A 22,583-nucleotide genomic window follows, 5' to 3' on the forward strand; every position below is an offset into this window, starting at 1 on the left:
TTCTCAGCAAGGTAAGCTCAGTGGGGACAGAGCTGTTCCTCAAGCAATCACCGGATCGGCAACCAAGCGTGTGCAACGGGCCGTGACCGAGGACGAGAAGACGTTACGAGGTGGGCCGTAATCCATCGGCCGAAGGTCCGGCCATCGCTTAAGACGAAAGCAGAGGGCACGTCTCACCGAGCCCACCTATGGTCTCGTGTACCCGTCCGCCGTGCTGCGCTTCGCCTGCGCAGTACGGAAGGCCCGCTTTAGGAACTTGTCATCGCGGCAGGCGTTTATGGTTTATGGGTGTTTTGCGGAGTCCGTAACCATACCGGATAAGGCGCGACCTAGGGGCGGGAACGAAACTATGCCGCAGCCCTCTTGGTCCTGGCGCGGGGGATGAGGCCCTATGAATATTCAGCAGACAGCGGTCGACCTTGACAGTCTCGAGCCGCTCGCATCGTCTATTTTGCAAAACCCGTCGCCCGCCTTCATCGCGCAGCTTCCGATCGCGATCTACGCTTGCGACGCGCGTGGCCGCATTCTTTGGTTCAACGCTCGCGCGGCGGAACTGTGGGGCCGCGCGCCGCGCATTGGCGATGATAGCGAACTCTTTTGCGGCTCCTACAAGCTCTTTCTCGACGGGCACCTGATCTCGCGTGAGCGGACGCCGATGGCCGAGGTGTTGCGGACAGGCATCCCGATCCGTGGCGTCGAAGGACGAGTCGAAAGACCAGATGGCTCCCACATCTGGACCACCGTCCATATTGCACCGATCCTGGACGAGGACGGTTCCATAGCGGGCGCCATCAACTGCTTTCACGAGCGTGTCGGCGGCGGCAGGCTGGAAATGTCTGACGCCCGTTCCAATGACTGGCTGCAGGCCCGCGACGAACGGCTCGCGGCTACCTATGAGCACGTCGGTGCCGGCATTGTCGAAATCGACCGGGACGGCCGCATACTGCGGGTCAATCAGCAGCTTTGCCGGCTGACGGGTTACACTGCGTCCGAACTTCTTGGGCGGACGATCTTCGAGGAGACTTTACCCGAAGATGTTGCCGAGGACCGCGCGCAATTCCACCGTCAGCTCGCTGGCGAATTCGATCGCTACAGCATCGAGAAACGCATCGTTCGCAAGGATGGCGGATATATCTGGGCGGCCGTCACTTCGTCGAGTATTCGCGACGCCGCCGGCAGGTTTCTCTACGCAGTTCGCCTGCAGCATGACATTACCGACCGCAAGCGTGCCGAACAGGCGCTCGCCCGGCGCATGGAGGAGCAGGCTGCGCTGTTTGCCTTCTCCGAACGGCTGCAGCATTGCCAATCGGTGGGGCAAATCCACGACGCCGCGCTCGACGCCATCACGCGCGCCCTTGGCTGCCCGCGCGCCTCGATCCTGCTCTATGATCAGACCGATGTCATGCGGTTCGTGGCCTGGCGCGATCTCTCGGAAAACTACCGTCGCGCCGTCGAAGGGCACTCCCCGTGGGTTCGCAACGAGACCAGGCCGACTCCCGTCTGCATCAACGATGTTGCGCGCAGCGAACTGCGGGCTGACCTGAAGCGGACTATCCTCAATGAAGGCATTCAAGCTGCGGCCTTCACGCCCATTGTCCAGGATGGCCAGCTTGCCGGCAAGTTCATGGCCTACTACGGCGAACCGCATCACTTCACGCCATCCGAGCTCGATACCGCGCTCACGCTGGCGCGCCTGCTCGGCTTTGCCGTCGCTCGTCTTGCCGGTGAAGAGGCGCGCCGCCTGGCTGAGCGTGATGCGCAGCAACTTGCGGCCATCGTCGAATCATCGACCGACGCTATTGTCAGCAAGACTCTCGATGGCATCATCCGGACCTGGAACGATGGCGCCCGGCGTCTATTTGGCTACAGCAGAGATGAAGCTGTCGGCCAGCCGATCACGATGCTTATTCCGTCCGACCGACAGGACGAGGAGCCGCGCATTCTGGGCAAAATCAGAGGTGGCGAGCGGGTCGATCATTTCGAGACCGTGCGTCGCCGCAAGGATGGCAGCCTGATCGATATTTCGCTAACGATCTCGCCGATCCGCAATCGCACGGGCCGGGTCATCGGAGCCTCGAAGATCGCGCGCGACATCACCGAGCGCAAGATTGCCCAGAAGAGATTGCAGGAGAGCGAACAGCGGCTGCAGGAATTGCTGGCGGCCATACCGGCGGCTATCTACACCACCGACGCCGACGGCAAGATTACCTATTTCAACCAGACAGCCGTCGATTTCGCCGGCCTCACACCGACGCTCGGCAGTGACCAATGGTGCGTGACCTGGAAGCTATATCTTCCTGACGGCACGCCGCTGCCACATGACCAATGTCCGATGGCAGTCGCCCTGAAGGAAGGCCGCCCGGTGCGCGGTGTCGAAGCGGTAGCGGAGCGGCCCGACGGCACGCGTGTTCCCTTCATCCCGTTCCCCACGCCGCTATTCGACGCATCCGGCAAGGTCGCCGGGGCAATCAACATGCTGGTTGACCTGAGCGAGCGGAAACAGGCCGAAACGCAGCAGCGCCTGTTACTCAATGAGCTCAATCATCGCACCAAGAACAACATGCAGATGCTGCAATCGCTCTTGTACACGGCGGCTCGCAATGCCCGAAGCGAGGAGGCCCGGCGCGTGCTTGATGAGGCCTGCGGGCGGATCGCCGCCATGGCTGCCGCCCAGCGCGTGCTCTATGGAACCACCGAAGCCACCAGGTTCTCGGCGGATGAGTTTCTTGGTGCAGTAGTCGAAACAGTCCAGCAGACGCTGCCGTCAGGAATCAGGATCACGCGCGCGCCCTCAAGCGGCGTGTTGTCCAATGATATCGCCATGCCGCTCGCCCTCATTCTCAATGAATTGCTGACCAATGCAGCCAAGCATGGTGTCAGCGACCCGGCCACCGACAGCATTCGCGTGAGCCTCACCGAGCGCGACGGACAGTTCGAGCTTCTCGTCGAGGATGATGGCCCGGGTTTCGACCTGAATGCGGTACGCGACAGCTCGTCCGGCTTGCGCCTGGTGCTTGGCCTCGCCCGCCAGCTCCAAGCCGAATTTGCGGTGAGCCGGCCACCTGCGCGCGCCACGCTTCGTTTCGACGCAGCGCGAGGTGCATGATGACGCAGGCGAGTGTTTCCGATCGCTATGACGTGGCCGCACCGACCGAACGCTCGCCTGATGATAAGGTAACACCGGACACAGACGAAGCGAGCGGCGCCGTTACTCAGCAAGGCAGAGTCTTGATCGTCGAAGACGATTTTCTGATCGCCATGCAGGCTGAAACCGCGTTGCTCGACGCCGGCTTTCAGGTGACTGGCATTGCAACCACGGCCGAAGAAGCCCTTGCGATGGCGAGAGAACACAAGCCGGCACTCGTCATCATGGACATTCGTCTAGCCGGCCGTCGCGACGGGGTTGACGCGGCTGGTGATCTCTTTCGCGAACTCGGCTTGCGCTGTGTGTTCGCCACTGCGCATGATGACCTGCTGACTCGCGCCCGTTCCGAGCCGTTCGCCCCACTTGGCTGGCTCTCGAAGCCTTACACCATGGGCTCGTTGACGAGCTTGGTTCGTGAAGCGTTGGCGCGGCCGAGTTAGCGTTTGAACGTTGTGCGCCTCGAATAGCGTCGACCCGCGAAACATCAGCCTCCAGAGGAACAACCGCACTGCCTGGCCGTTCGGCAGTGATCTCTCCATCAAGTCCGAGGCTCTTCCATGTATCACCACGTCAAGAAGCTGATGTTCACCGTTCGCGTCGATGAGCCGGACCCTCGCTTCGGCAATATGCTGCTGGAACAGTTCGGCGGCGCCAACGGCGAACTCGCGGCCGCCATGCAATATTCGATCCAGGGGCTCAATTGCGAAGATCCGGATCGCAAGGACCTTCTGATGGATATCGGCACCGAAGAGCTGAGCCATCTGGAAGTCGTCGGCACGCTGGCGCGCATGCATCTGAAGCCGGCGAAGTTCGATCGCCAGGCGGCCGAGGCCGATCCCCTGATCGCGATCGCGGGTGGGGGCGGGGTGAACCTCTTCAATTCGCAGGGCAACGCCTGGACTGCGGACTACCTGAAGATCACAGGCGAGCTGGATGTCGATCTGCGCAGCAACATTGCAGCCGAAGCGCGCGCCAAGATCGTCTATGAGCGGTTGATCAATTTCTGCGATGACGCGGGGACCAAGGATGCGCTGCAGTTCCTGATGACGCGCGAAATCACCCATATGAAGGCCTTTTCGCTGGCGCTCGAGAGCATGGGTAAGCCCACCTTCAGTATCGGCCGCATTGCGCCGACGCCCGGACTCGTCGACCAGTTCTTCAACGATTCCACGGGTACCGGCGATCATGGCGAGATCGATACCCGCGGTCCCTGGAACGAGGGCGGCGATTGGGTATTCACAGAGTCGCCGGCCATTCAGGCCGGAGAGCCAGGTTCGGCCACGGCCCTTGTGACCGAGAGTTCACCGGCCTCGGACGAGGCCGGGCTTGGCGATCTGCTGCTCGATGAACTTCGCGACCTCCTACACGCTGAAAAGCAATTGACCAAAACGCTTCCCAAGCTGGCGGAAGCGGCCCGTTTTGATCAATTGCGCGAGCTGTTTGAGCAGCATCTCGGCGAGACCGAGAGCCAGGTCGAGCGTATCAACGAATGCTTCGAGCTGCTTGGCAAATCCGCGCGGGCCAAGCCTTGCAAGGGCATGATGGGTCTGATCGAGGAAGGCCAGGAAATCATCACGGAGGGTCAGAAGAAGGAAGACACCGCGGCGGACCTTGCATTGATCGGTGCGGCACAGCGGGTCGAGCACTACGAAATTGCGGGTTACACCACGGCGCGCAACCTCGCCCAGCAGCTACGCCACAGCGCGATCGTCAGCTTGCTGTCGAAATCACTGGCGGAAGAGGAAAACGCCGATCAGTTGCTCAACCAGGTCGCTCGTTCCCTCATGTCGGTCGCAAAGATGCCAGCCGCGGTCGAACAGACCGAATAGGGCCGGCGGTGACAGGATGTATCATCGGAGGCCCTTCCGCCACCGGCGACGCCACGGCTTCTGCCGGGGCTCAACGGCCAGACGCGATAACTAAGCCGCAAAATATCGCCGCCGCGACCTTTCTCGGTGTTCCCGCGGCGAAGCAGGAGCCGTTTCACCACGCGGACGTCGTGATCTTTGGCGCGCCGGATGCGACGCCGCACGTGTTGGGCTGCGCCAGCCACGCGGCCAATGGTCCCTCAGCCCTTCGGGATAAAACACGCCAAATTGCAGAAGATCCTTTCCGTTGGGATTTCGATCAAGAAGGCCCGTTGATTCCAGAGGGACTGCGGGCAGTTGATCTCGGCGACCTGCCGACCAACCCGACGAAGCCGCTGGAAAACCGGTCACTGATCACCTCCACAACAGCAAGCGTTCTCAGGGCGGGTGCCGTGCCTTTGCTCCTCGGCGGCGATGACTCGGTCCCCATCCCGTTCTTCTCGGGCTTCGACGGGTTTGGTCCGATCACCATCCTGCAGGTCGATGCGCATCTGGACTGGCGTGACGAGCGAGGTGGCCTCAAGCATACCTTTTCAAGCACCATGCGCCGGGCCAGCGAAATGCCGTGGGTGGAGCGGATCATCCAGGTCGGACAACGCGGCGTTGGCGGCTCGCGAGGCAATGATCTTGCCGATGCCCGCGCCTGGGGCGTGTCCCTCTTCAGCGCCGCATCGGTCCGAACACATGGTGTGCAGCCGATCATCGATCAGGTCGCGCCGGGGAGCCGTTGTATCATTACGCTCGACTGCGACGGCCTTGATCCCGGCGTGATTCCCGCAGTTCTCGTTCCGCAACCAGGCGGTCTCGGTTATCTCGACGTCGTCGAGCTGTTGCACGGCGTCGCGCAACGCGCTCGCATCATTGGCTTCGATCTCGTTGAACTCGTGCCCGAACTGGATGTTCGAGGTCTCGGTGTGCTCGCTGCGTCCCGGATCGTCTGCGTCATTTTGGGGTGCATCGCGAACCAATTGCAAAGGGAGAAAACCGCGAGCGAAACGCGGCCGTAAACAGCGGCCTGTGACGTTGTCGTCGTGCCGGCACCGAATTAAGCCCTCACCTGGGACCGGCCTATTGCGACGCGTGCTTGAGAAGTCCGTTCATGAGCGCCTTGAGTTCCGGCGAGGTCAGCGGATCGGGCATTTCGCACTCGAGGCAGCGCCAAGTTCTTGGCGGCTTACCGCCGGGCTGCAAAGCATAGCTCATGGGCTGATGGCATTTCGGACAGAGCTTCGGTGTTCCGGTCATGTCCAATTCTCCGCTTAATCCCTCCGATCAGCGATGTCGCGTACACTTAGGTCTTCTCCGATCCGGCCGTCAAGATGGCCGGACGCGGCGCCTCGTCGGCCAAGGCCAATCAGCCACCGATTGATACCACGACCTGTACCTCACAGCCGCGGGGTAGGGGAGTTCTGGTCATGCTTCCGTTCATCTGTACGATCAGCAGGTTGATGAGCCGGGTCCCCAAGCCGTTCTTGACCTCGCTGGGACAGCCTATTCCGTCGTCCCGCACGGTGATCACGACCTGGTCATTCATCGCCGTGATGTTGACGTCCACCGTGCCGCTTTGTCCTTCCGGAAAGGCGTATTTGAACGCGTTCGTCACCAGTTCGTTGACGATCAGCCCTATGGATCCCGCCTGAGAACTTTTCACGGAAATCGAGTCGCAATGAAGCCGTATCGCGATGGGACGTACACCGCGGTGAAAATCCGCCAGGACGCCGCACAAGTTCTCAGCGTAGGGTGCAAGATCGACGAGGTCGCTATCGGCGACGCGCAACCTGTCGTGCACCTTCGCGACGACTTCGACCCGCGCCACCGCCGAGGCGATCGCGGCTTGCACGGCGGGATTGGAATCCGAGCGCGCCTGAAGGCGAAGGATCGAGATGATGGTCGCGAGGTCGTTTCTGGTGCGATGCGCAAGCTCCTGCAGGAGGACGTCTCCGTACGACTTGGCTTGCGAAAGCCTGTCCAAGGTCTTCCGCAAGGTTTCGGTGACTGCGGCGATCAACATGCCCGTCACGAGGAACACGATCAGCGGCAGGATCGCAGAGCGTGCCGGTGGAGGCATGAAATAGGCCGCTGCTATGACCGCGCTCGCGCCGGTGGCCAGTATGCCGGACCCCCGGTCGAAGATCACCGATGCAAGGAATACCGCCGGGATGAACAGCAGCAGGGGATAGGAGTCCAGCGTGTCGAAGAGCAGCAGCTTTGCTGTAAATGTGATCCCCACCAGGCCGAGCGTCAGCACATAACGAACCCACGCAGGATAGCGCGGCGTCACGACAATCAGGCGGAGCAGCAGACTTTCCATCTGTGCTAACGTCGCCCTTCCGGCGCATGTTCCTGGATCGCCTGGCTGCGGATATGGTCCTCATGAACTGACACCAGTAAGCGTCTCAAACTGGTAGTTGCCGGCTGCCCGCATTCTGGACGCCCTTGAACAGCTCGCGCTGAGCGACGGCGTGGATCGCCCGGTGTTAGATCCGGGCGGCACCAACGCCGTGCCTCAGACGATCCTCGCCAGGAGCTCGTCGAGGCATTCGTCAGGCTGACACGCAACACGTCGGTGGCCAATCGCGAGATCCTCGCGTGCGAGGGCCTGCACTGGAATGGACGCTCCGCTGGATGGTGCGGCCGTGTCATCCCCGACGCCGTGCAGCGCCTGCGTGACGTCTTCCCCGATCGTGTCGAGGCGCCGTCCGACACGAAGAGCTCCGCAGTCCTCGCGGAGGACGAAGCGAATGGCCCGGCGATCGAAGTGGGGGTCGAGGCGCCGCGGATCGCGCCGCCCGATGTGCCGCCGGTGAACATGGCCGGGGCGGTGGTCCCGACCACCCAGCCGGCTGTCTCCGCCGCTAAGCGGCTGCCGACTTCGCCGTCCCGCGCACCGCTGCTGCGCCGCCCGTCGCCGACCTAGTCTGCCAGGACGGGTGCCACCCAAAGCAGGTGACCGGATCAACTGAAGGCGCCGGGGGGGCTGGCCATGGATGTGAGCTTTCAACCTACGGCATCAAGGAATTCGTTAACGTCGAGACGGTCGTCGTGGCCGGCTACTGCGGCGACGCAAGCGGGGCGCGTCGCGAAGCAGCGCGAGCCTGAAAATATTCACCTTCGACAGCAGGGAGAGAAAGGCTCTGTTACGCCGCCTGCGCCTTTGTGCTGGTGGGATCTGGGGGCGGGCGGGCGGAACTTTGCATGATCTATTCAATTATCGGAGAGACACCCTAGCGGCCGAAGTCGACGAGCTTCGATAAGAACGCATAGGACAACACTTGAGGTGAGCTGGGGTTCGTTCCCGATCTTTGCGGTTGAGCGGGGCGTCGCGCGACCGACGGAAGAATCGTCGGCGTCTAATCCGCGCGTTGAACTCCTTGCGCAGCCGCTCGATTGATTTGCAGCCGCTCGATTGATTTGGTGGTAGTAGCGATGAGGCGATCCCGCCGCACGAATTCCCACCGCAATTCCAGGCGACACCAGTGCGTTGTCATGAAACCGGTTGAGGACAATACATGGCGCTCGAGCGGGTGGATGGCGACGACGATTCTGGGTTTGTGAGGCCGGAACTCGGCCTCGCATTTGCTGTCCGCCATGCCGAGACGTTGCTCGTGCTCCTTGTGCTGGGCGTGGCCTTGGTCATCGGGCTTGCGACCGCCGCGGATTACGGGCTGTCGACCGACGAATTCAACACCGACGATTACGGCCCCAAGGCGCTTGCCTGGTACGCGAGCGCCTTTGCGGACCGGTCTCAGTTCGAGACGGTCGAAGAGTATCTGTGGATGTATGGACCGTGGTTTCAGGTGTTCGTCGCGGCCGTGCAGTCACTCGATCTCGCGAACCCGATCACGGTCCGGCACGCCATGACCTTCCTGGTCGGCCTCGCTGGGCTAGCCGCCGTCGTGCCGATGGCACGGCTCACGGTCGGATCCTGGGCCGGGTTGGCGGCGTTCATCCTGTGCCTGCTGACCGGCTACCTGTACGGCAACCTGTTCTTCGCCCCGATCGACGTGCCGTTCCTGTTCGCCATGACCTGGTCGACGCTCTCGATCGTGCTGATGGTGCGGCAGGAGGTGCCGAGCTGGCCTTTGACAGTTGCGACGGGCCTTGCCACTGGCCTCGCCATCGCGACGCGCACTGGCGGGCTGATTACGCACGCCTACCTCGTCGGCGGCATGACCCTGTGCGCGCTCGAGGCGCTGCTGCGCCATGGCCGTGCGGGCTATGACCAACTGCGCCAGATCGCCTTCCATACGCTGCTCGTCATCCTCATCGCCTGGCTGACAGCGATTGCGCTCTGGCCGTGGTTGCAGATTGGAAATCCGATCACGCAATTCCTCGAGGCCTATCGGCACTTTGCTACACTCGACACCTCATTCGAATTCCAGAACTGGGGCCGGCGCACGTTCACCGATAAACTGCCCGCCTGGTACATCCCCGGACAGCTCGTAGCGCGTTTGCCAGAGGGATTTTTGGTGTTGCTGCTGCTCGGCATGGCGGTCTGGATCGTTGCTGCAGGGTCGTGGGCGCGTGTCGCCCTCGGCGCCCTGCGTCGGTCCGGCGTCGTGGGACTGCGACCGGTCGCGGCCGAGCTCGCAGGATCGCGCGCGGTGCTGGTCGTCACTGCGGCGGCGTTCGGGCCTATTGGGGTGCTCATCCTGCAGGGCTCGACGCTCTATGACGGTGTCCGCCACGTACTGTTCGTGATCCCAATGCTCGCCATCGTGGCCGCGCGCGGGCTAACGAGCCTATTGCCCTTCTTGCGACGCCTCCCGATTGTGCCGGCGGCCCTCGGGATCGCGCACACGGCCGTCATCGTGGTGACACTCGTCATCCTGCATCCGCTCGAATATATCGCAATGAACAGTCTGGCAGGCGGCGTCGCCGGAGCCTACGGCCGATTCGACCTCGACTATTGGAGCATGGCGGCTCCCGAGGCGCTGCGCCGCCTCGAAGGTCGAATTGACGCCGAAGGCCGGTTCGCGGGCGATCCACCGCGCGTGCTCGTCTGCCTGGGCTGGCGCGAGCAACTGGCCGGCGTGATGTTCCGTCGCAACTGGATTGCCGAAACCAAACTGCACAAGGCCGACTACCTGATCGCCACCGAGCGCTGGCCTTGTGCCGACGGCACGGCGGCTGTACTGGTTGATGAGGTCACGCGGTTTGGCCGCCCGTTCGCCCAGATCTACGCCAATCGTCGCGGGCTCGGCAAGTGACGCCAAGCCCCGGCGCGACTTGGCAATGGCATCTACTTCTTCGCCTGCAATTCGGTCGGGGGTGCTTCGGCCTTTCGGCCCAACATGACCGGGCGACGTTTTCGCGGCGAGCTTGCCTCACGCCGGTTCTCCTTAGCGCGATCGATCGCGACGGCGCGCGCCAGCCGCGTGATCATATCGAGCTGGAGCCGCAACTTGAGATGCAAGTTGAGCATGATGAGCAAGCTGATCACGACCCAGGTGTAGACGATGAGGTCGGAGCCGCGGCCGATTCCCGCGAAGGCCGCAAGCGCGTTGGCATGCTCCGGCACCCAGACGAAGTAGAGGCCGGCAAGCGAAGCGCCGCTCGCGAGCAGGCCGATGATCGGCACCGTCCGATGCACCGACCAGGCGTAGACCAGAACCAATGCCAGAAAGGCGGTCAGCAACAGCTGCGCGATCATCGGTAGAGCCTCCGCGCAAACAGATCGATCAGGATGGTCATCGCATCGGTGAGGCGTTGACCCTTGCCCAGCGAATAGGCGCTGTACTCGATGTTCACCGGCACCTCGACAAATCGCAGGCGGCTCTGCGCGATCTGGTGCAAGATCTCGGACGCGTGCGCCATTCGGTTCTGCCGCAACGAGATCGCGTGGGCGCCGCGCGCGGTCATCGCCCGGAGGCCATTGTGGGTATCGGTGACCGGCAGTCCGGTGCTCGCGCGGGTGAACCAGATCGCGGCACTGAGCAGGATGCGGCGCGACACCGGCAGATTGGCGGTCGCGTCGGTGAGAAAGCGGCTGCCGAGCGCGAAATCGATGCCGGGCTGCTCGATCGCCGCGAGCAGCGTCGCGATGGCCGCGGGGGAATGCTGGCCGTCGGCGTCGAACGTGACGAGCGCATCCGCATGCTGCTCGAGGACGTAGTCGATGCCGGTCTGCAGCGCGGCGCCCTGGCCAAGGTTGATCGGATGCCGAAGGACGACCGCGCCTGCGAGCAACGCGACGTAGCCGGTTCGGTCGGCGGAGCCGTCATCGACTACGACGACCGCGTATCCGGCGCGGCGAATGCCGGATACGACGCTGCCGACCACCGGCGCTTCATTGTACGCGGGGACAACGACCCAGGGATTGCGAATCCGGCCGGTCATATCTCATCAACCCACAACAAGCACAAGACCGCAGGCGATCACTGCGATTCCTGTCAGGAGACGCGCCGAGAGCGGCTCGGCGAACACCAGCGCGCCGAGGACGGGCGTCAGCGCAAACGCGACCGCCACGAACGGATACGCGCGCGACAGCGGCGTGAACGTCAAAAGCCAGACCCACAGGACGGACAGCGCTGCATAAAGCACGATGGCGCCGATAAATGGTGCGTTTTGCAACAACAGCAGCGCAGGCGTCGGTAAGGGATAGCCGTCGCCGAGGCGCAGCGCGGCGGCCTTGAACAAGAGCTGGCCCGCCGCCATGCCGGCCGCGTAGGTGATGAGCAATGCGATTTGGCCGACGTTGAGGTGCTCTGTCATGGGAGGCTCTTATCCAGACATGGGGGCGCCTTGCTCAAGACCACGCGCATCGCGTCGAACAAGTTCACCGGAATGGCGAACCGGTTGCCGGTCGGGCTGGCCGCGATCTTGCGGCCGAGCATGCGACCGACCTGGAAGGCGATCAGCGAGAACGGCACGAATTTCCAAGGGTGATCGGAACTCTCGATACGAAGACCGACCGAATGAGCCAAAGAGGCGATGCTGTCGCGGTTGAAGAACCACAGGTGCTGCGGAGGCGTCATCAGGCGCCAGTGCGCTGCGGTCGACCGCGCCGCCAGGGAGCCGAAGTCTCCGGTCGTCAGCACGATGATTCCGTCCGGCCGAAGATGGTCCGCGAATAGCGCGAGAGCTTCCTGCGGGGCGGGCAGATGCTCGATAACGTCGAGGAGAACGATGACATCCAGAGCGCCAAACGACTTGAGAGTCGCTTCGCTCAGCAGCCCACAGACGACGTTCAAGCCGAGATCGCCAGCATGAGCAGCCGCCGCCTCCGCCGGCTCGATGCCGCACACCTCAAATCCGGCGCGCCGGGCTTCATCGAGAAAGAAGCCGTAGGCGCAACCGATCTCGAGCAGGCAGCCCTGTGGCTTGCGGCGACGGATGAACTCGACCGTGCGGGCGAACTCGCGTCGTAGCACGGGTTCGGCGCCGTGATAGTCGGCGTAACCGTCAGACTGACGGCCGGAAAAGTAGCCATCGTCATAATAGGCGAGGGGATCGAAGTTCGATGCCTCGGTGCGTCCCAGTCCGCAGTCACGACATTGAAAGATGTCGCAGCCGTTCTTGATGTAAAGAAACCGATGCGGTGTCGCCCGACAGCACGCGGGACACTTAAGGGTAAGCGCAGCTCGGTCGTTTCGCATCAGCACATGCGTGCCTGCCAATGGCGTCTCTTCAGTTCGAAAAACGCCTCCGATGCCGAACTGTTCCGCCCGGCGAACAGCCACGGGGTCGCAGCCTGCCTGGCTGTCAGCTGCGAAATAGATCGCGGATGGTCCACATTCTCGCCGGCGCAGCACGGTGAGACGGCGGTCATCCGAGGGGACGACGCTGGTCAAGCAGATGTCCTCGACGCTGAAGTTCGTGAGCGCTCGGCGCAGTTCCCCAAGATTTGCCGAGACGGATCCTACGTGGGGCTGTTTTTCATTTGGAAACGACTGCTAACCTGTCGAAATTGCTGGAGAGAGTTTTCGCCGTTTTTTCCAAACGCGCCTTGAAATCGTTGAATATTCAAGCAGGTTTAGATTCCGCCATTCCCTGCCGCCCCAGCCAATGCTTAAGCCGCTGAGCTCACTTGGCAAGTAGCTGTGATCCAAGCCGAGTTTTTTCGATGCGTTTGGAAATGCAGCTGCTATGTCTCGGTCCGAAGCAAGCGCGGCGGACTGTGCTTGTCTCCTTGGGTTCATCTGAGCATATACTGCGGAGCCTTCCCGGACAGGTATATTATCTTCCAAACGTAGTATCGCGTATTGCGGCGAACAAATCGGACAACCAGTCGAACCGCTCGTCGAAAAAAAGGGTGGAGGCCAGGATCGGCATACCCTCACGAAGAAGCCACAGTCTCGCTCGGCGGAAGCACCACAGCACAGACGTCCACCATCCGCGCGACAAAGTTAGGGGTAGCGATTTGCTGGGCCAGGGCACATACTGCTCCTATGGAGACATTCCCCCGGTTTGAAGCCAAGGCGATGACAAGCGGTCGCTGGTTCGTTTCGGTAATTACCGGACATGGGCCGGATTCGCATGTCGGGGACTTCGCAACCGACGAAGACGCCAAGAATTGGATTTTGGCCAAATCGAAGTACTGGCCGGGAAAACCGGATACGCCGTAGTGACTGGGCGCGACAAATGGAGTGCCCAGGTTGTGGAAGGATCGACGTGGTGCGACTCTCACAGGCGGATGCCTACGACTTCAGGAGGGGCGACACCGCTACCCGCGCCGATCATGTGCCGAACGGCTTTATCTGCATTGACCCAGAGAGTTCCAATGCTCGAACTGTCAGGTGTCGATTCCCTGATCCCAAACGCCTCGGGATCTCAGCCATTTTCGCAAGGCGATCAGCTGTGCGGCAAAGCGCGGCAATTCTTTAAGCAAAGTTGCGAGCGCTTAGAGGCAGGGCGCTTGGCGCGCCAAATCAACGCGAAGAACGCTCAGGAATAGGTGGCCCTTGGGGCTCTCCGGTGCCTCAACCTAAAGCATTGAGAGCACGATGATGCCGTTCTCAAGCTCTCCCGAGGCGAGGCGCGACCGGGCCATTTGCTCGAACTCGGTCCGATATTTATGAAGATAGCTGAAGGCTTGCGTCTCGGTCTGAAACGACGTCGCAAGCCTGCAGATCTGTCGCGGCTGCGCCGAGCGCAAGTGAAAAAGTGATAGTACCGCCGCCGTCTGACCTCGCCCTTCGCACGACCCGCTCCACTGGCATGTGACTCGATTTTACAATACATCAATCGTTGCCGGAATGGTTATCGCGCCAGCTTACTCCTGCGCTTCTTTAGCAACGGTGCCGGCAACGATGCGCGAAGAGTTGCATCAGCGGCTTCCTTGGTCTCGCGAAGCTCTCGAAGTCGCGCCATGTTCTTTCGAATGTCAATGGCTTGCCTCTCGACATCCGCCAATGCGCGCGCGCCCTCTTCAGCAGCCAATCGTCTCCGGTTGAAGCGCGCGATGCTGTCGGGTGACGGTTCTGCTGATTTCCTGGCGCTCATTTCTGATCCGGGTTTGCCACGGACAAAACCCGCTCAATCCGGAGATCGAGCGGGCGGAGCGGCCGTTTCAGTACTTCCGTGAAACGGCGCCGCAAGTTCAGGCCAGCGAGAGGTTTTCAGCGCTGACTTTGCCTCGCATCTTGTCGGTCTTGGTCTCGAAGTTGACCTTTTGGCCTTCGGCGAGACCAGCAAGGCCAGCCCGTTCGACCGCGCTGATGTGAACGAACACATCGTTGCTGCCGTCGTTCGGCTGGATAAACCCAAAGCCCTTCTGGCCGTTGAACCACTTAACGGTACCTGTCGTCATTTTCATTCTCCAAAGCGCACGAGCGCGTGCCGCGTGACTATCACGCGACAACTTTCAACTTCGTCGATGTCTTTGGAAAAGGAGCCCGCGGGCGCGTTCAACAAGGCACAGCGGCTAATCGAATATTCTCAATATAAGTGACATTCGCACTTTTGCAAGGAAGGCTGCCGAAATAGTTTCGGCGAGCACTCTGGCTGCCGTTCGAGAAGCTTCGAGTAGACCTCTCGAAGCAGAGAGGGGCTTTATCGATTGACAGGGCCCCGCGAGAGTGGTCACTTCGCTCCTACCGAACTGGATCGCCGTGACGAATGGGCCAGCTTGTTCGATGCGGGCGAAGGAATGCGCCGTCACTCTCTTCCATAATCGCGACGAGACTCCTGCGCACAATTGGCTGCATGCAGGACTGCCGCATTTCGCAGCCCAGTGAGGAGTTTCAATTGCAGGTCCTTGTTCGCGACAACAATATCGACCAGGCGCTTCGTGTTCTGAAGAAGAAGATGCAACGTGAGGGCGTCTTCCGGGAAATGAAGCAGCGGCGCTCCTACGAGAAGCCTTCGGAGAGGAAGACGCGCGAAAAATCCGAGGCCATTCGTCGAGCCCGCAAGCTCGCTCGGAAGCAGGCGATCCGCGAAGGACTGCTGCCCGCGCCGCCGAAAAAGAAGCTTCCGGAGCGCAAGCCACCCTTGCCGGACACCACCAGCAAGGAGCGCGCTTAGCCAAGGCGATTCCGGGAGAACGCTGAACGCCAGCAGAAGCGGGCTCTTCGTCTACATCTAGACTGCTCGACGCTACCTCTTACGTGTTACTCTGTCCTCATTTTTTCGGGAAATAGACCGGTAAGGTGTCACATTGCAGAGGATCGTTTGGGCGGTCCCAATTGTGGGCGATCGAAGATCCTATGTCCTGAAATCGATGCCCCGCAGCACGATTCCCCGTGGACTGCCTTCAAGCTCTGTCGCTCGATACTTGCTGGCCGCGCGCGCCTCTATGCGGTCGCGTAAGCTCCGCCGTCCTGCATCGAGAACAGCATGATCATCCGGTCATGTTCGTGGCCGATGTAGCGGCCGCTCGTGAGCGTCATGGCTTCCTCCGTTACGCGATGGCTCCTGGCACAAGCGCGCGTCCGGCTTGTTGTACCGCCTCAGCCCTCGCCGGAGAGCCGGACGAAATCGTCGAGCAACGCCGCCACCAGTGCGCGGTGCCTCGTATCCTCGGCAGGCAGGCTCGCGGCGTAGAGGTTCAGCAGATGCCGCGCCTTGACAGCGGCCTCCGGCCACGAAGCGGCAGGCACTGTCATCATGCAGTGTTCGAGCTCAGCCTCCCGCTCGCGCAGCTCCCTGACATGGGCCTCGACTTCCGCCAGCGCACGGCGCAGATCGGTCGCCTTCTGCGCCGCCATGCCGCGATGCTTGTCGAGGTCGACCGGCTGGTCAGTCATGGGGCGGCCCCCGCATCCGCAGCCTGCGCATTGGCGAGGTCGACCGAGCCGATCGAGAGCATCTCCATGGAATCGCGGGCACCTTCCGCGGGCACCATGATCATCGTAGCGATGCGGCGATAGGCCGAGAAGGTGAGACCCTCGATTGTCTCTTCGTCGGTGATGACCTCGTAGGCGCCGGCGGGCAGCACCCGCTCGATGCCGCGGATCTGGAACGGACGCTTGAACGTGACGGTCTCTCGCCGTGTGCGGATGGTCATGCACGCCTGCCTTTTCACAAGAGGGGCCCCACCGACCGGCAGCGACGACCATGCGCCCATCGCGGGGGAATAGCTAGCACATCATCATTGCCACGAGCTGACGCCGCAGCGCGATCCTCGTCGCACGCGGCGTTTTAGTGCTCGCTATTGGCCTGCCGCAGGCGTAGGGTCGTCACATCACCGCACTTCTCAACGGCATCGACCGGTGACTGAGGGTCACGTGCGCTCCCGCCGACAGAGTTGCAGGAGCGCTCGATGTCGCGTTTTCGCGCCTCGGAATGGATCGTCCCACCGGTGATCGTTCCACTATTCCTTTTGCTTCTGGTGTGTGCGGCGGCCATCCTCAATGGCTAAGGCAACGCGCGTGCCTTACCTGGTGACCGGAACCAACGAGTATGGCAGCGCCAATCTCGGACGCGGCAGTGCCACCGTCGCACTGCGACTCGCGCGAAAGCTGCTGCGTGACGGCTACATGGACGTCCGCATCTGTACGCCGCGCGGGCGCGTCCTTCAGTCGGATGAACTGGACGAACTCGAACCCCAACAGGAGATGGATGTCATGGCCAAGGGACAGCAACGCGGCAATCGCGAAACCAAGAAGCCGAAGAAGGAAAAGGCCAAAGTGATCGCGGCACAGCCCAGCCGGAAAGAAGTAGCCTGGCAACCGGATTTCGGGCCGGCGAAGAAGAGGTAGGTAGAGGTCGGAGCTTCCACTTGATGGGTTCTAATGCTTGAAGCGAAGATGGAGTTCGCATCTGGGAACCTTGGAGAGGCGATCATAATTTGGCGCAACGCCGCCTAGGGCTGTGCGACAACGATTCTGGGCGGTGGCGACTGAGAGCGTTGCAAGCTGCTGCCTGAATGCGGGAGTGTGCGTTGACCGAGCCGCCTAAGACGCCACCCGAGGCACCAGCCCACTGTCCCAAATGCGACGAGCTTCCTCGCCTGTATTTGAGGATGCCCGACACGCACTGCGGCACCACGGTCTACGTCTATCGATGCAACCGATGTCGCAGCCTTATCTGGCTCGATTAGGAACGGCGCCCGAAATGGCTGTCCGTATTTGACCGGCCGCGATCTGGCTGATTATTTTGATCAGCTCACAAAGGAGCGGCTGAGTGAGGGGGTCTTGCTGAACTGAGGGCGAAACGGCTGCACTCCAGACAGAGTCCAAGTGATGAAGGCTCCTCAGGATTTGGCCTACCCAGCTGTTGTCATGGCCTTCCGGGTCTGCCGGTTCTTGTCGTAGTCGCGGCCCTATTCGTGAAGTGGGCCACCATAATTGGTGGCCTCGTCGCCTTTGTAGCACGTCTTTTGTTGGACCCTTAGTTGACCATTTGGGCAATCGGTTGAGGGGCGCTTATGACCTTATCGGACATGCGGCGCGTCTCAATTAGGAACTGAAACCACCAGCAGCCATTAGCCAGTATCACGGCCCGATCCTCCTTTCGTCGGTGACTGAGAGCCCGAGTGCTCCCGCCTCAAGCTGAGCGGGTGATCCGATGTGCGAAACGTGCAAAGAGCTAGACGAGATAATCGCCCACTACCAGCGGCTCGCGGCCTTCCCCTTCGATCTGATCACCGCGGAGCGTATTATCGGCGTGGTCGCCGACCTACAGCAGAAACGGGACGCGATGCATCCCACCGTTCTGCTCTCGTCACAGTTAGACCACTGACAGCTATTTCGCCGCGCTCCCGGGTGCATTTTTCGATATCGCTGCACGCTGTTTAAGCCTACGGTGTCACCCATCACCGCCCTATCAGTGGCATCTATCGGTGACTGAGAGCATTGCGCTCCCGCCTCAACCTGAAGGGAGGCGGTCAGATGTCCGACCCCGGCAAATTCGATATTCGTGCGTGGCTCGTACCACCGTTATTGGTCCCGATCTTCTTTGTACTGCCAATCGCTGTCTCAGCCGTTCTATAGCGATAGTCCCTCTCAATCGCGGCCGGGTGCTCGAGCCAGGACGGAGGCCCAGATAGGAATCGGAAATGGCAAACACAGCAATCATCAGGGACGCCTATGGGGTCCCGGCAATTTTTGTTGATTCGAAAACGGGGCGGGACGATGCGGCCTTTGTTTTCGTCAGGGTCGGAGACGAGGAGCGCCGGATGCGTTGGTCAGAATGGGATGCTCTTCCGGCCTGGACCGGCGAGCGTCCGTCTTGGGCAAGCAAATCGAAATGAGAGGTTCAGCATGAAGAAGGCCCTAACAGGCACATGGACGGCGGCGCTTTTCCTTTCGGCAATCGGTGCAGCTACGCCAGCCGCTTTCGCCGCGGAGCTGAACTGCCGCGCGATCGAAAGCACCAGCGCGCGTCTCTCCTGTTACGACGCGGCCTTTCCTCCAAAAACGAACAAGCCAGCCGAGACCAGTACCGATTCAACGTCGGGCTACAAGGACCCATTCCTTGCGGAAGAAGCCCGAACCGCCGCAAAGCTAAAGAATATTTGCCGCGGCTGCTGAGTTTCACCAACCGCGCGGGCGTGTTCCGAACATGTGCGCTCCAATTCAGAGGGGCTAGTCAAATGATCAGAGAGGGTGCCAAAGGCCGCCGAGTGGCCAGTCAACGAAAGCGTGCTCATCATCTGGCGGGCACCGTAATAGATGACAGAGCGGACAGCTCAGCGAGCTCCAAGGATCAATCGACGAGAAAGCAGCGCCTGCTTGAAGGCCCTGCTGAATTTCGAGCGGTCCGCATTGATCGTTCGCAGATGTCAGACGATGATGAGTGATCGAGCCAACGGTCAACCCCGGGGCCGTTCGCAGTTATTTCCGCGAGAAAACGACACAAATCGCTCGCTATCTGGCAGATTAAGGCGCACTGTCCCCGCGTCACCGAGCGGCCCGTAGCATCCATCGGTGGTGTGAACGTAAGTTTGCGCTCTCGATCAACGATAGCGGAGCACAAAACATGCCGGCCCGACGAATCCTGGAACAATCATCGACATTCGAGTACCGTCTCGCGCGAGAGGCGGCCAATTTGCGTCAACAGGCCAAAGGAATGCTCCCTGGCATCCGCCGCACAGAGCTCTTGCGAAAGGCCCGGCAGATCGATGCCGCCGGAGAGGTTAACAAGTGGCTGACCTCGCCGGGACTACAGCCCCCGACCTAAGCTTTTTCGCCAAAAGCGATGAACCTCGGAACGACATCTGGAGACTAATTCTCATCGGGATTTACTCTCACCCTCCCGGGGCTGGTAAGCCGCCGCCTGCGCTTTATTTAAGTGGGCGGCGTTTTTATTGCGTACGAGTTTGATCCTCGGGCGCTGCAATTAGGACAGCACACCGGTTCCCCGCGCATCGCAACGTTCCCGATCCGACGTGCCCGTGTGCGCCGGGGAGCGCATTCTGATACATTCACTGAGCAAGAACGAGGTCGAGCGGTTTTCGGGTGCCGAAGGGCCGTCGGCATATCAGGGAAGATGGGGAGAGGTGAGACGGCCTCAGTTGACCTCCGATAGGAACGACTCTTCGACAGCCAGATTTAGAAGTCGGCCCTGTGGCGATACCCGGCTTAGGTCCTGCCATCGACCCGGGACGGCCTATCGTCTGACGCGCGTTTGGCGATGGGCCGGTTCTCGCAAGGACATTGATCGTCGCCAGCCTGAGTGCCGGTTCGAACTAGAACTAGAGTCCTGCACCGGGGAAGCTCGTGATGGCAGAGTCGTTTGGCAATTCATTTACGCTCGTTGAAGTGACCTCGGACGCCGCGCCCAAGCCGACGAAGCAGATGTGGCTCGCCTTGGCCAAGCCAAGTCAGGCGCTGACGCTAGTTCTCGCGGCTGTACCTGAAGGTTGGACGGCAGAAGTCGTACCAGCAGTTCTCAGTGAAAAGCAGCAAAGGATGTTCCAGGAACTCAATCTTAGACCAGGCGAGGTTTACAGGCTCGCTCCAGAGTAAAGCCTTACGGCTCGCGAGCCTCGCCGCCAAGGCAATGAATGTCGACATAGCGCCCCCTCCCCACAGCGTCCACTAGCGTCCTTTGGAAACACCCACCCTTGCTGATCGACGCTCGAACGACAATAAGCCGTCGGGTTCTCAAGCCTAGATCGTCACCTCCACGCTAGCCGGAGCAATAACGGATTTTCCCGTTGGAGCGTCGGAAATTCGATCAAGCACTTGGAGAAGATTTCGCGTGGCGTGCTACCAGATCATTCGAGACGGTGTCTATGATTTCGCCGGATAGCGCGGGATCTGGCACGACCCGGGAGAGGATGACCGATCCGATCATCTCGGCCAGCGCGGTAATCGCCGCGTTTCGCTTCACCTTTGCATTGCGCCCCGGAAGAGCTTGGTGAGAAGCCCGATATAATTGCTCACGATGGTGCCGAAACACTGTCGCAGCGCGGGGTCATCGTGCCGTGCCGCATCGGCAGCCATTGCTGCGAGGCTACAGCCCAGGCCCGGCTCATCGCGGTGATAGTCCGAGACGTAGTAGCGCACGAGGGTCTCGAGCGGGTCATTGCTCGCTGCAATACGGCCCGCGATATCCTCGCTCATGTCCTTGTAGGCCCGCTTGACCGCCTGAAGAACAAGGTCGTCCTTTTGTCTTGAACTGCCGATAAAAGCCTCCGGGCGTGAGCCCGGCCGCCTTCATCAACTCGACAAGCCCGATACCGTCGATCCCACGTTCCCGGAACAGTCTTGCGGCGGTCGCGATCACCCGCTCGCGATTCTGCTCGACTGTTTCCTTGCTGACCTTCACGCGTACATTCCTTCCACTGGCGGCGGCCGACACATATGCCGGAGCGCCCACTCTCGGGCGCGGACTATCTCGTCAATGTCACGGGACGTGCGACCGCGCGGGAGCGCGCCTCGATCGACACGCTGCGCGACCTGCAGATGACTGGGCTCGGCGGCCAATCGGCGCCGCTCGGGGCCGTCGCCAATCTGCGCTACGAGCTGGAGCAGCCCACGATCTGACGGCGCGCCAGGATTCCGACGATCACTTTGAAAGCCGGGGTCGTCTCCAACGTTCAGCCGAAGACGATCGTCGACCAGCTCACGCCGAAGGTAGCGGAATTTGCGAAGCAGCTGCCCGCGGGTTACTCGATCAAGATCGGCGGCTCAGTGGAGGAGAGTGCCAAGAGCCAGGGGCCGATCATCGCGGTCGTGCCGCTGATGCTGTTCGTCATGGCCACTGTGCTGATGGTGCAGTTGCAGAGCTTTTCGCGCCTGTTCCTGGTGTTCGCGGTCGCGCCGCTCGCGCTGATTTGCGTCGTCATGGCCATGCTGCCGAGCGGGGCGCCGCTGGGCTTCGTCGCCATCCTCGGCGTGCTCGCTCTCATCGGCATCCTGGTCCGAAACTCCGTGATCCTGATCGTCCAGATCGAGGATCTGAAGAAGGAAGGCAGGCCCGCCTGGGATGCGGTGGTGGAAGCAACCGAGCATCGCATGCGCCCGATCCTGCTCACGGCCGCCGCGGCAAGTCTCGCGCTCATTCCAATCGCGCGCGAGATTTTCTGGGGCCCGATGGCCTATGCGATGATGGGCGGCATCATCGTCGGTACGCTGCTGTTCCTGCCGGCGCTCTATGTGGCGTGGTTCAGGATTCATCCTGAACGCGGCGATGATCATCGGCGCCGGAGAACAAGGAAGGGGAGGATGGCGTTGCTTCGAAGCCGATTGTTAAGCACGGCGCGCCGGTGCCCGTTCCGGAGCTGGCGGAGGGTTGACGTGTTCATCGCGAGCGCGACATGGACATCGTAAACGCCCTGAAGGTGCTGGTGCAGGTCACGGAGACCTTCTGGACGAGCGTTTTGGAGTTCGACTCGTGAACATCATGCCGACCTCCACAACGCGGCGGCCGAAGGCCGCCGCAACCGCATCGGCACTCCGCCGCGCGGCGGTGGATCGTCGTCATCTCCGTCTAGGCGACGCAGCGCGGCGAGGATGTCGGTGAGCCGGATCGTGTGGCCCATGCCGGGGATCTCGCGCAGCGCGGGGCAGGATTCGACTGCAAACATGTCGGACGCCCAGGACGACAAGATGATCCGCTTCTCCGGCGCGGAGAGTTCGTTGTCGTTCAGGACATCCTCCGGAGACGCATAGTGCGCGGCCGGGTGGAAGAATGGATTGAGATTGCCGGTGTTCGTGTTGGCGTTGCTCATCGGTTGG

At 61.3% G+C, this 22,583-nt stretch carries 23 protein-coding genes and 2 pseudogenes; 12 read left to right on the forward strand and 13 right to left on the reverse strand.

Annotated elements, in window-relative coordinates; all coding sequences use genetic code 11:
• Window positions 1–391 precede the first annotated feature (391 nt).
• From N2603_RS05285 to N2603_RS05300, 4 genes are all read left to right on the forward strand, one after another.
• Window positions 392–3,106 carry a PAS domain S-box protein gene (locus tag N2603_RS05285; protein WP_260387950.1) on the forward strand — a complete coding sequence of 905 codons (2,715 nt, stop codon included), beginning with the start codon at window positions 392–394 and terminating at the stop codon, window positions 3,104–3,106.
• Window positions 3,103–3,585, forward strand: coding sequence for a response regulator (locus N2603_RS05290; protein ID WP_260387951.1), 483 nt, complete (start codon window positions 3,103–3,105; stop codon window positions 3,583–3,585). The genes N2603_RS05285 and N2603_RS05290 overlap by 4 nt, the downstream gene beginning before the upstream one ends.
• 117 nt (window positions 3,586–3,702) lie before the next feature.
• Window positions 3,703–4,974 (forward strand): DUF892 family protein, encoded by a 1,272-nt coding sequence (locus N2603_RS05295; RefSeq protein ID WP_260387952.1) that lies wholly within the window; start codon window positions 3,703–3,705, stop codon window positions 4,972–4,974.
• Between the two features lie 8 nt (window positions 4,975–4,982).
• Window positions 4,983–6,020 (forward strand): arginase family protein, encoded by a 1,038-nt coding sequence (locus N2603_RS05300; protein WP_260387953.1) that lies wholly within the window; start codon window positions 4,983–4,985, stop codon window positions 6,018–6,020.
• Between the two features lie 61 nt (window positions 6,021–6,081).
• Here N2603_RS05300 and N2603_RS05305 read toward each other — a convergent pair whose 3' ends face one another.
• Window positions 6,082–6,258, reverse strand: a complete 177-nt coding sequence (locus tag N2603_RS05305; protein WP_018644850.1) for a hypothetical protein — start codon at window positions 6,256–6,258, stop codon at window positions 6,082–6,084.
• A gap of 109 nt (window positions 6,259–6,367) precedes the next feature.
• On the reverse strand, window positions 6,368–7,324 hold the full coding sequence (locus N2603_RS05310) for a sensor histidine kinase (RefSeq protein WP_260387954.1): 957 nt from the start codon (window positions 7,322–7,324) through the stop codon (window positions 6,368–6,370).
• A gap of 255 nt (window positions 7,325–7,579) precedes the next feature.
• Between N2603_RS05310 and N2603_RS05315 the strand changes: the two genes are divergently transcribed.
• Together N2603_RS05315 and N2603_RS05320 are read left to right on the forward strand one after the other, a co-directional pair.
• Window positions 7,580–7,930, forward strand: coding sequence for a hypothetical protein (locus N2603_RS05315; RefSeq protein ID WP_260387955.1), 351 nt, complete (start codon window positions 7,580–7,582; stop codon window positions 7,928–7,930).
• Window positions 7,931–8,522: 592 nt separating this feature from the next.
• Window positions 8,523–10,223 (forward strand): hypothetical protein, encoded by a 1,701-nt coding sequence (locus N2603_RS05320; protein ID WP_260387956.1) that lies wholly within the window; start codon window positions 8,523–8,525, stop codon window positions 10,221–10,223.
• Window positions 10,224–10,255: 32 nt separating this feature from the next.
• Here N2603_RS05320 and N2603_RS05325 read toward each other — a convergent pair whose 3' ends face one another.
• The 7 genes and pseudogenes from N2603_RS05325 to N2603_RS05355 form a co-directional block, all read right to left on the reverse strand.
• Window positions 10,256–10,666 (reverse strand): DUF2304 domain-containing protein, encoded by a 411-nt coding sequence (locus N2603_RS05325; protein ID WP_260387957.1) that lies wholly within the window; start codon window positions 10,664–10,666, stop codon window positions 10,256–10,258.
• Entirely contained in the window at window positions 10,663–11,295 is a 633-nt protein-coding gene (locus tag N2603_RS05330; RefSeq protein ID WP_260387958.1) for a glycosyltransferase family 2 protein, read from the reverse strand. Before N2603_RS05330 ends, N2603_RS05325 begins: the two co-directional genes overlap by 4 nt.
• Window positions 11,296–11,358: 63 nt before the next feature.
• Entirely contained in the window at window positions 11,359–11,727 is a 369-nt protein-coding gene (locus N2603_RS05335) for a DMT family transporter (protein WP_260387959.1), read from the reverse strand.
• On the reverse strand, window positions 11,724–12,806 hold the full coding sequence (locus N2603_RS05340) for a class I SAM-dependent methyltransferase (protein WP_260387960.1): 1,083 nt from the start codon (window positions 12,804–12,806) through the stop codon (window positions 11,724–11,726). Before N2603_RS05340 ends, N2603_RS05335 begins: the two co-directional genes overlap by 4 nt.
• Before the next feature lie 1,133 nt (window positions 12,807–13,939).
• A pseudogene (locus N2603_RS05345) lies at window positions 13,940–14,174 on the reverse strand (hypothetical protein).
• Between the two features lie 40 nt (window positions 14,175–14,214).
• Complete coding sequence (locus N2603_RS05350) at window positions 14,215–14,457, reverse strand: transcriptional regulator (RefSeq protein ID WP_260385909.1); 243 nt, start codon at window positions 14,455–14,457, stop codon at window positions 14,215–14,217.
• A gap of 97 nt (window positions 14,458–14,554) precedes the next feature.
• Window positions 14,555–14,764, reverse strand: coding sequence for a cold-shock protein (locus N2603_RS05355; protein ID WP_028145479.1), 210 nt, complete (start codon window positions 14,762–14,764; stop codon window positions 14,555–14,557).
• Between the two features lie 437 nt (window positions 14,765–15,201).
• Here N2603_RS05355 and rpsU point away from each other — a divergent pair, with 437 nt between their 5' ends.
• Window positions 15,202–15,480, forward strand: coding sequence for a 30S ribosomal protein S21 (gene rpsU / locus N2603_RS05360; RefSeq protein WP_260424149.1), 279 nt, complete (start codon window positions 15,202–15,204; stop codon window positions 15,478–15,480).
• 425 nt (window positions 15,481–15,905) lie between these two features.
• Here rpsU and N2603_RS05370 read toward each other — a convergent pair whose 3' ends face one another.
• Both N2603_RS05370 and N2603_RS05375 read right to left on the reverse strand, forming a co-directional pair.
• Complete coding sequence (locus tag N2603_RS05370; protein ID WP_260387961.1) at window positions 15,906–16,202, reverse strand: hypothetical protein; 297 nt, start codon at window positions 16,200–16,202, stop codon at window positions 15,906–15,908.
• The gene (locus N2603_RS05375) at window positions 16,199–16,462 is read right to left on the reverse strand and encodes a hypothetical protein (protein WP_260385907.1); all 264 of its coding nucleotides are present in this window, start codon (window positions 16,460–16,462) and stop codon (window positions 16,199–16,201) included. The genes N2603_RS05370 and N2603_RS05375 overlap by 4 nt, the downstream gene beginning before the upstream one ends.
• A gap of 364 nt (window positions 16,463–16,826) precedes the next feature.
• Between N2603_RS05375 and N2603_RS05380 the strand changes: the two genes are divergently transcribed.
• From N2603_RS05380 to N2603_RS05400, 4 genes are all read left to right on the forward strand, one after another.
• Window positions 16,827–17,156, forward strand: coding sequence for a hypothetical protein (locus N2603_RS05380; protein ID WP_260385906.1), 330 nt, complete (start codon window positions 16,827–16,829; stop codon window positions 17,154–17,156).
• 1,298 nt (window positions 17,157–18,454) lie between these two features.
• Entirely contained in the window at window positions 18,455–18,649 is a 195-nt protein-coding gene (locus N2603_RS05385) for a hypothetical protein (RefSeq protein ID WP_260385905.1), read from the forward strand.
• A gap of 10 nt (window positions 18,650–18,659) precedes the next feature.
• On the forward strand, window positions 18,660–18,929 hold the full coding sequence (locus N2603_RS05390) for a type VI secretion protein (protein WP_260385904.1): 270 nt from the start codon (window positions 18,660–18,662) through the stop codon (window positions 18,927–18,929).
• 1,191 nt (window positions 18,930–20,120) lie between these two features.
• The gene (locus N2603_RS05400) at window positions 20,121–20,366 is read left to right on the forward strand and encodes a hypothetical protein (RefSeq protein ID WP_260387963.1); all 246 of its coding nucleotides are present in this window, start codon (window positions 20,121–20,123) and stop codon (window positions 20,364–20,366) included.
• 559 nt (window positions 20,367–20,925) lie between these two features.
• On the opposite strand, the gene N2603_RS05405 is transcribed toward N2603_RS05400, so the two are convergent.
• Window positions 20,926–21,171 (reverse strand): TetR/AcrR family transcriptional regulator, encoded by a 246-nt coding sequence (locus tag N2603_RS05405; RefSeq protein ID WP_260387964.1) that lies wholly within the window; start codon window positions 21,169–21,171, stop codon window positions 20,926–20,928.
• 65 nt (window positions 21,172–21,236) lie between these two features.
• Between N2603_RS05405 and N2603_RS05410 the strand changes: the two are divergent.
• Window positions 21,237–22,175, forward strand: a pseudogene (locus N2603_RS05410) (efflux RND transporter permease subunit); the annotation flags it as partial.
• A gap of 71 nt (window positions 22,176–22,246) precedes the next feature.
• On the opposite strand, the gene N2603_RS05415 reads toward N2603_RS05410, so the two are convergent.
• Entirely contained in the window at window positions 22,247–22,576 is a 330-nt protein-coding gene (locus N2603_RS05415) for a hypothetical protein (protein ID WP_260387965.1), read from the reverse strand.
• Between the last annotated feature and the right edge of the window lie 7 nt (window positions 22,577–22,583).

Source organism: Bradyrhizobium huanghuaihaiense (assembly GCF_025200885.1).
GTDB classification, from domain to species: Bacteria; Pseudomonadota; Alphaproteobacteria; order Rhizobiales; family Xanthobacteraceae; genus Bradyrhizobium; species Bradyrhizobium huanghuaihaiense.

Coding starts and splice junctions, on each gene's coding strand:
- N2603_RS05390 (WP_260385904.1), top strand. CDS start 18,660: ATGAAGAAGGCCCTAACAGGCACATGGACGGCGGCGCTTTTCCTTTCG.
- N2603_RS05375 (WP_260385907.1), bottom strand. CDS start 16,462: ATGACCATCCGCACACGGCGAGAGACCGTCACGTTCAAGCGTCCGTTC.
- N2603_RS05325 (WP_260387957.1), bottom strand. CDS start 10,666: ATGATCGCGCAGCTGTTGCTGACCGCCTTTCTGGCATTGGTTCTGGTC.
- N2603_RS05310 (WP_260387954.1), bottom strand. CDS start 7,324: ATGGAAAGTCTGCTGCTCCGCCTGATTGTCGTGACGCCGCGCTATCCT.
- N2603_RS05415 (WP_260387965.1), bottom strand. CDS start 22,576: ATGAGCAACGCCAACACGAACACCGGCAATCTCAATCCATTCTTCCAC.
- N2603_RS05385 (WP_260385905.1), top strand. CDS start 18,455: ATGGCAAACACAGCAATCATCAGGGACGCCTATGGGGTCCCGGCAATT.
- N2603_RS05355 (WP_028145479.1), bottom strand. CDS start 14,764: ATGACGACAGGTACCGTTAAGTGGTTCAACGGCCAGAAGGGCTTTGGG.
- N2603_RS05335 (WP_260387959.1), bottom strand. CDS start 11,727: ATGACAGAGCACCTCAACGTCGGCCAAATCGCATTGCTCATCACCTAC.
- N2603_RS05285 (WP_260387950.1), top strand. CDS start 392: ATGAATATTCAGCAGACAGCGGTCGACCTTGACAGTCTCGAGCCGCTC.
- N2603_RS05350 (WP_260385909.1), bottom strand. CDS start 14,457: ATGAGCGCCAGGAAATCAGCAGAACCGTCACCCGACAGCATCGCGCGC.
- N2603_RS05295 (WP_260387952.1), top strand. CDS start 3,703: ATGTATCACCACGTCAAGAAGCTGATGTTCACCGTTCGCGTCGATGAG.
- N2603_RS05290 (WP_260387951.1), top strand. CDS start 3,103: ATGATGACGCAGGCGAGTGTTTCCGATCGCTATGACGTGGCCGCACCG.
- N2603_RS05305 (WP_018644850.1), bottom strand. CDS start 6,258: ATGACCGGAACACCGAAGCTCTGTCCGAAATGCCATCAGCCCATGAGC.
- N2603_RS05370 (WP_260387961.1), bottom strand. CDS start 16,202: ATGACTGACCAGCCGGTCGACCTCGACAAGCATCGCGGCATGGCGGCG.
- N2603_RS05400 (WP_260387963.1), top strand. CDS start 20,121: ATGGCAGAGTCGTTTGGCAATTCATTTACGCTCGTTGAAGTGACCTCG.
- N2603_RS05320 (WP_260387956.1), top strand. CDS start 8,523: ATGGCGCTCGAGCGGGTGGATGGCGACGACGATTCTGGGTTTGTGAGG.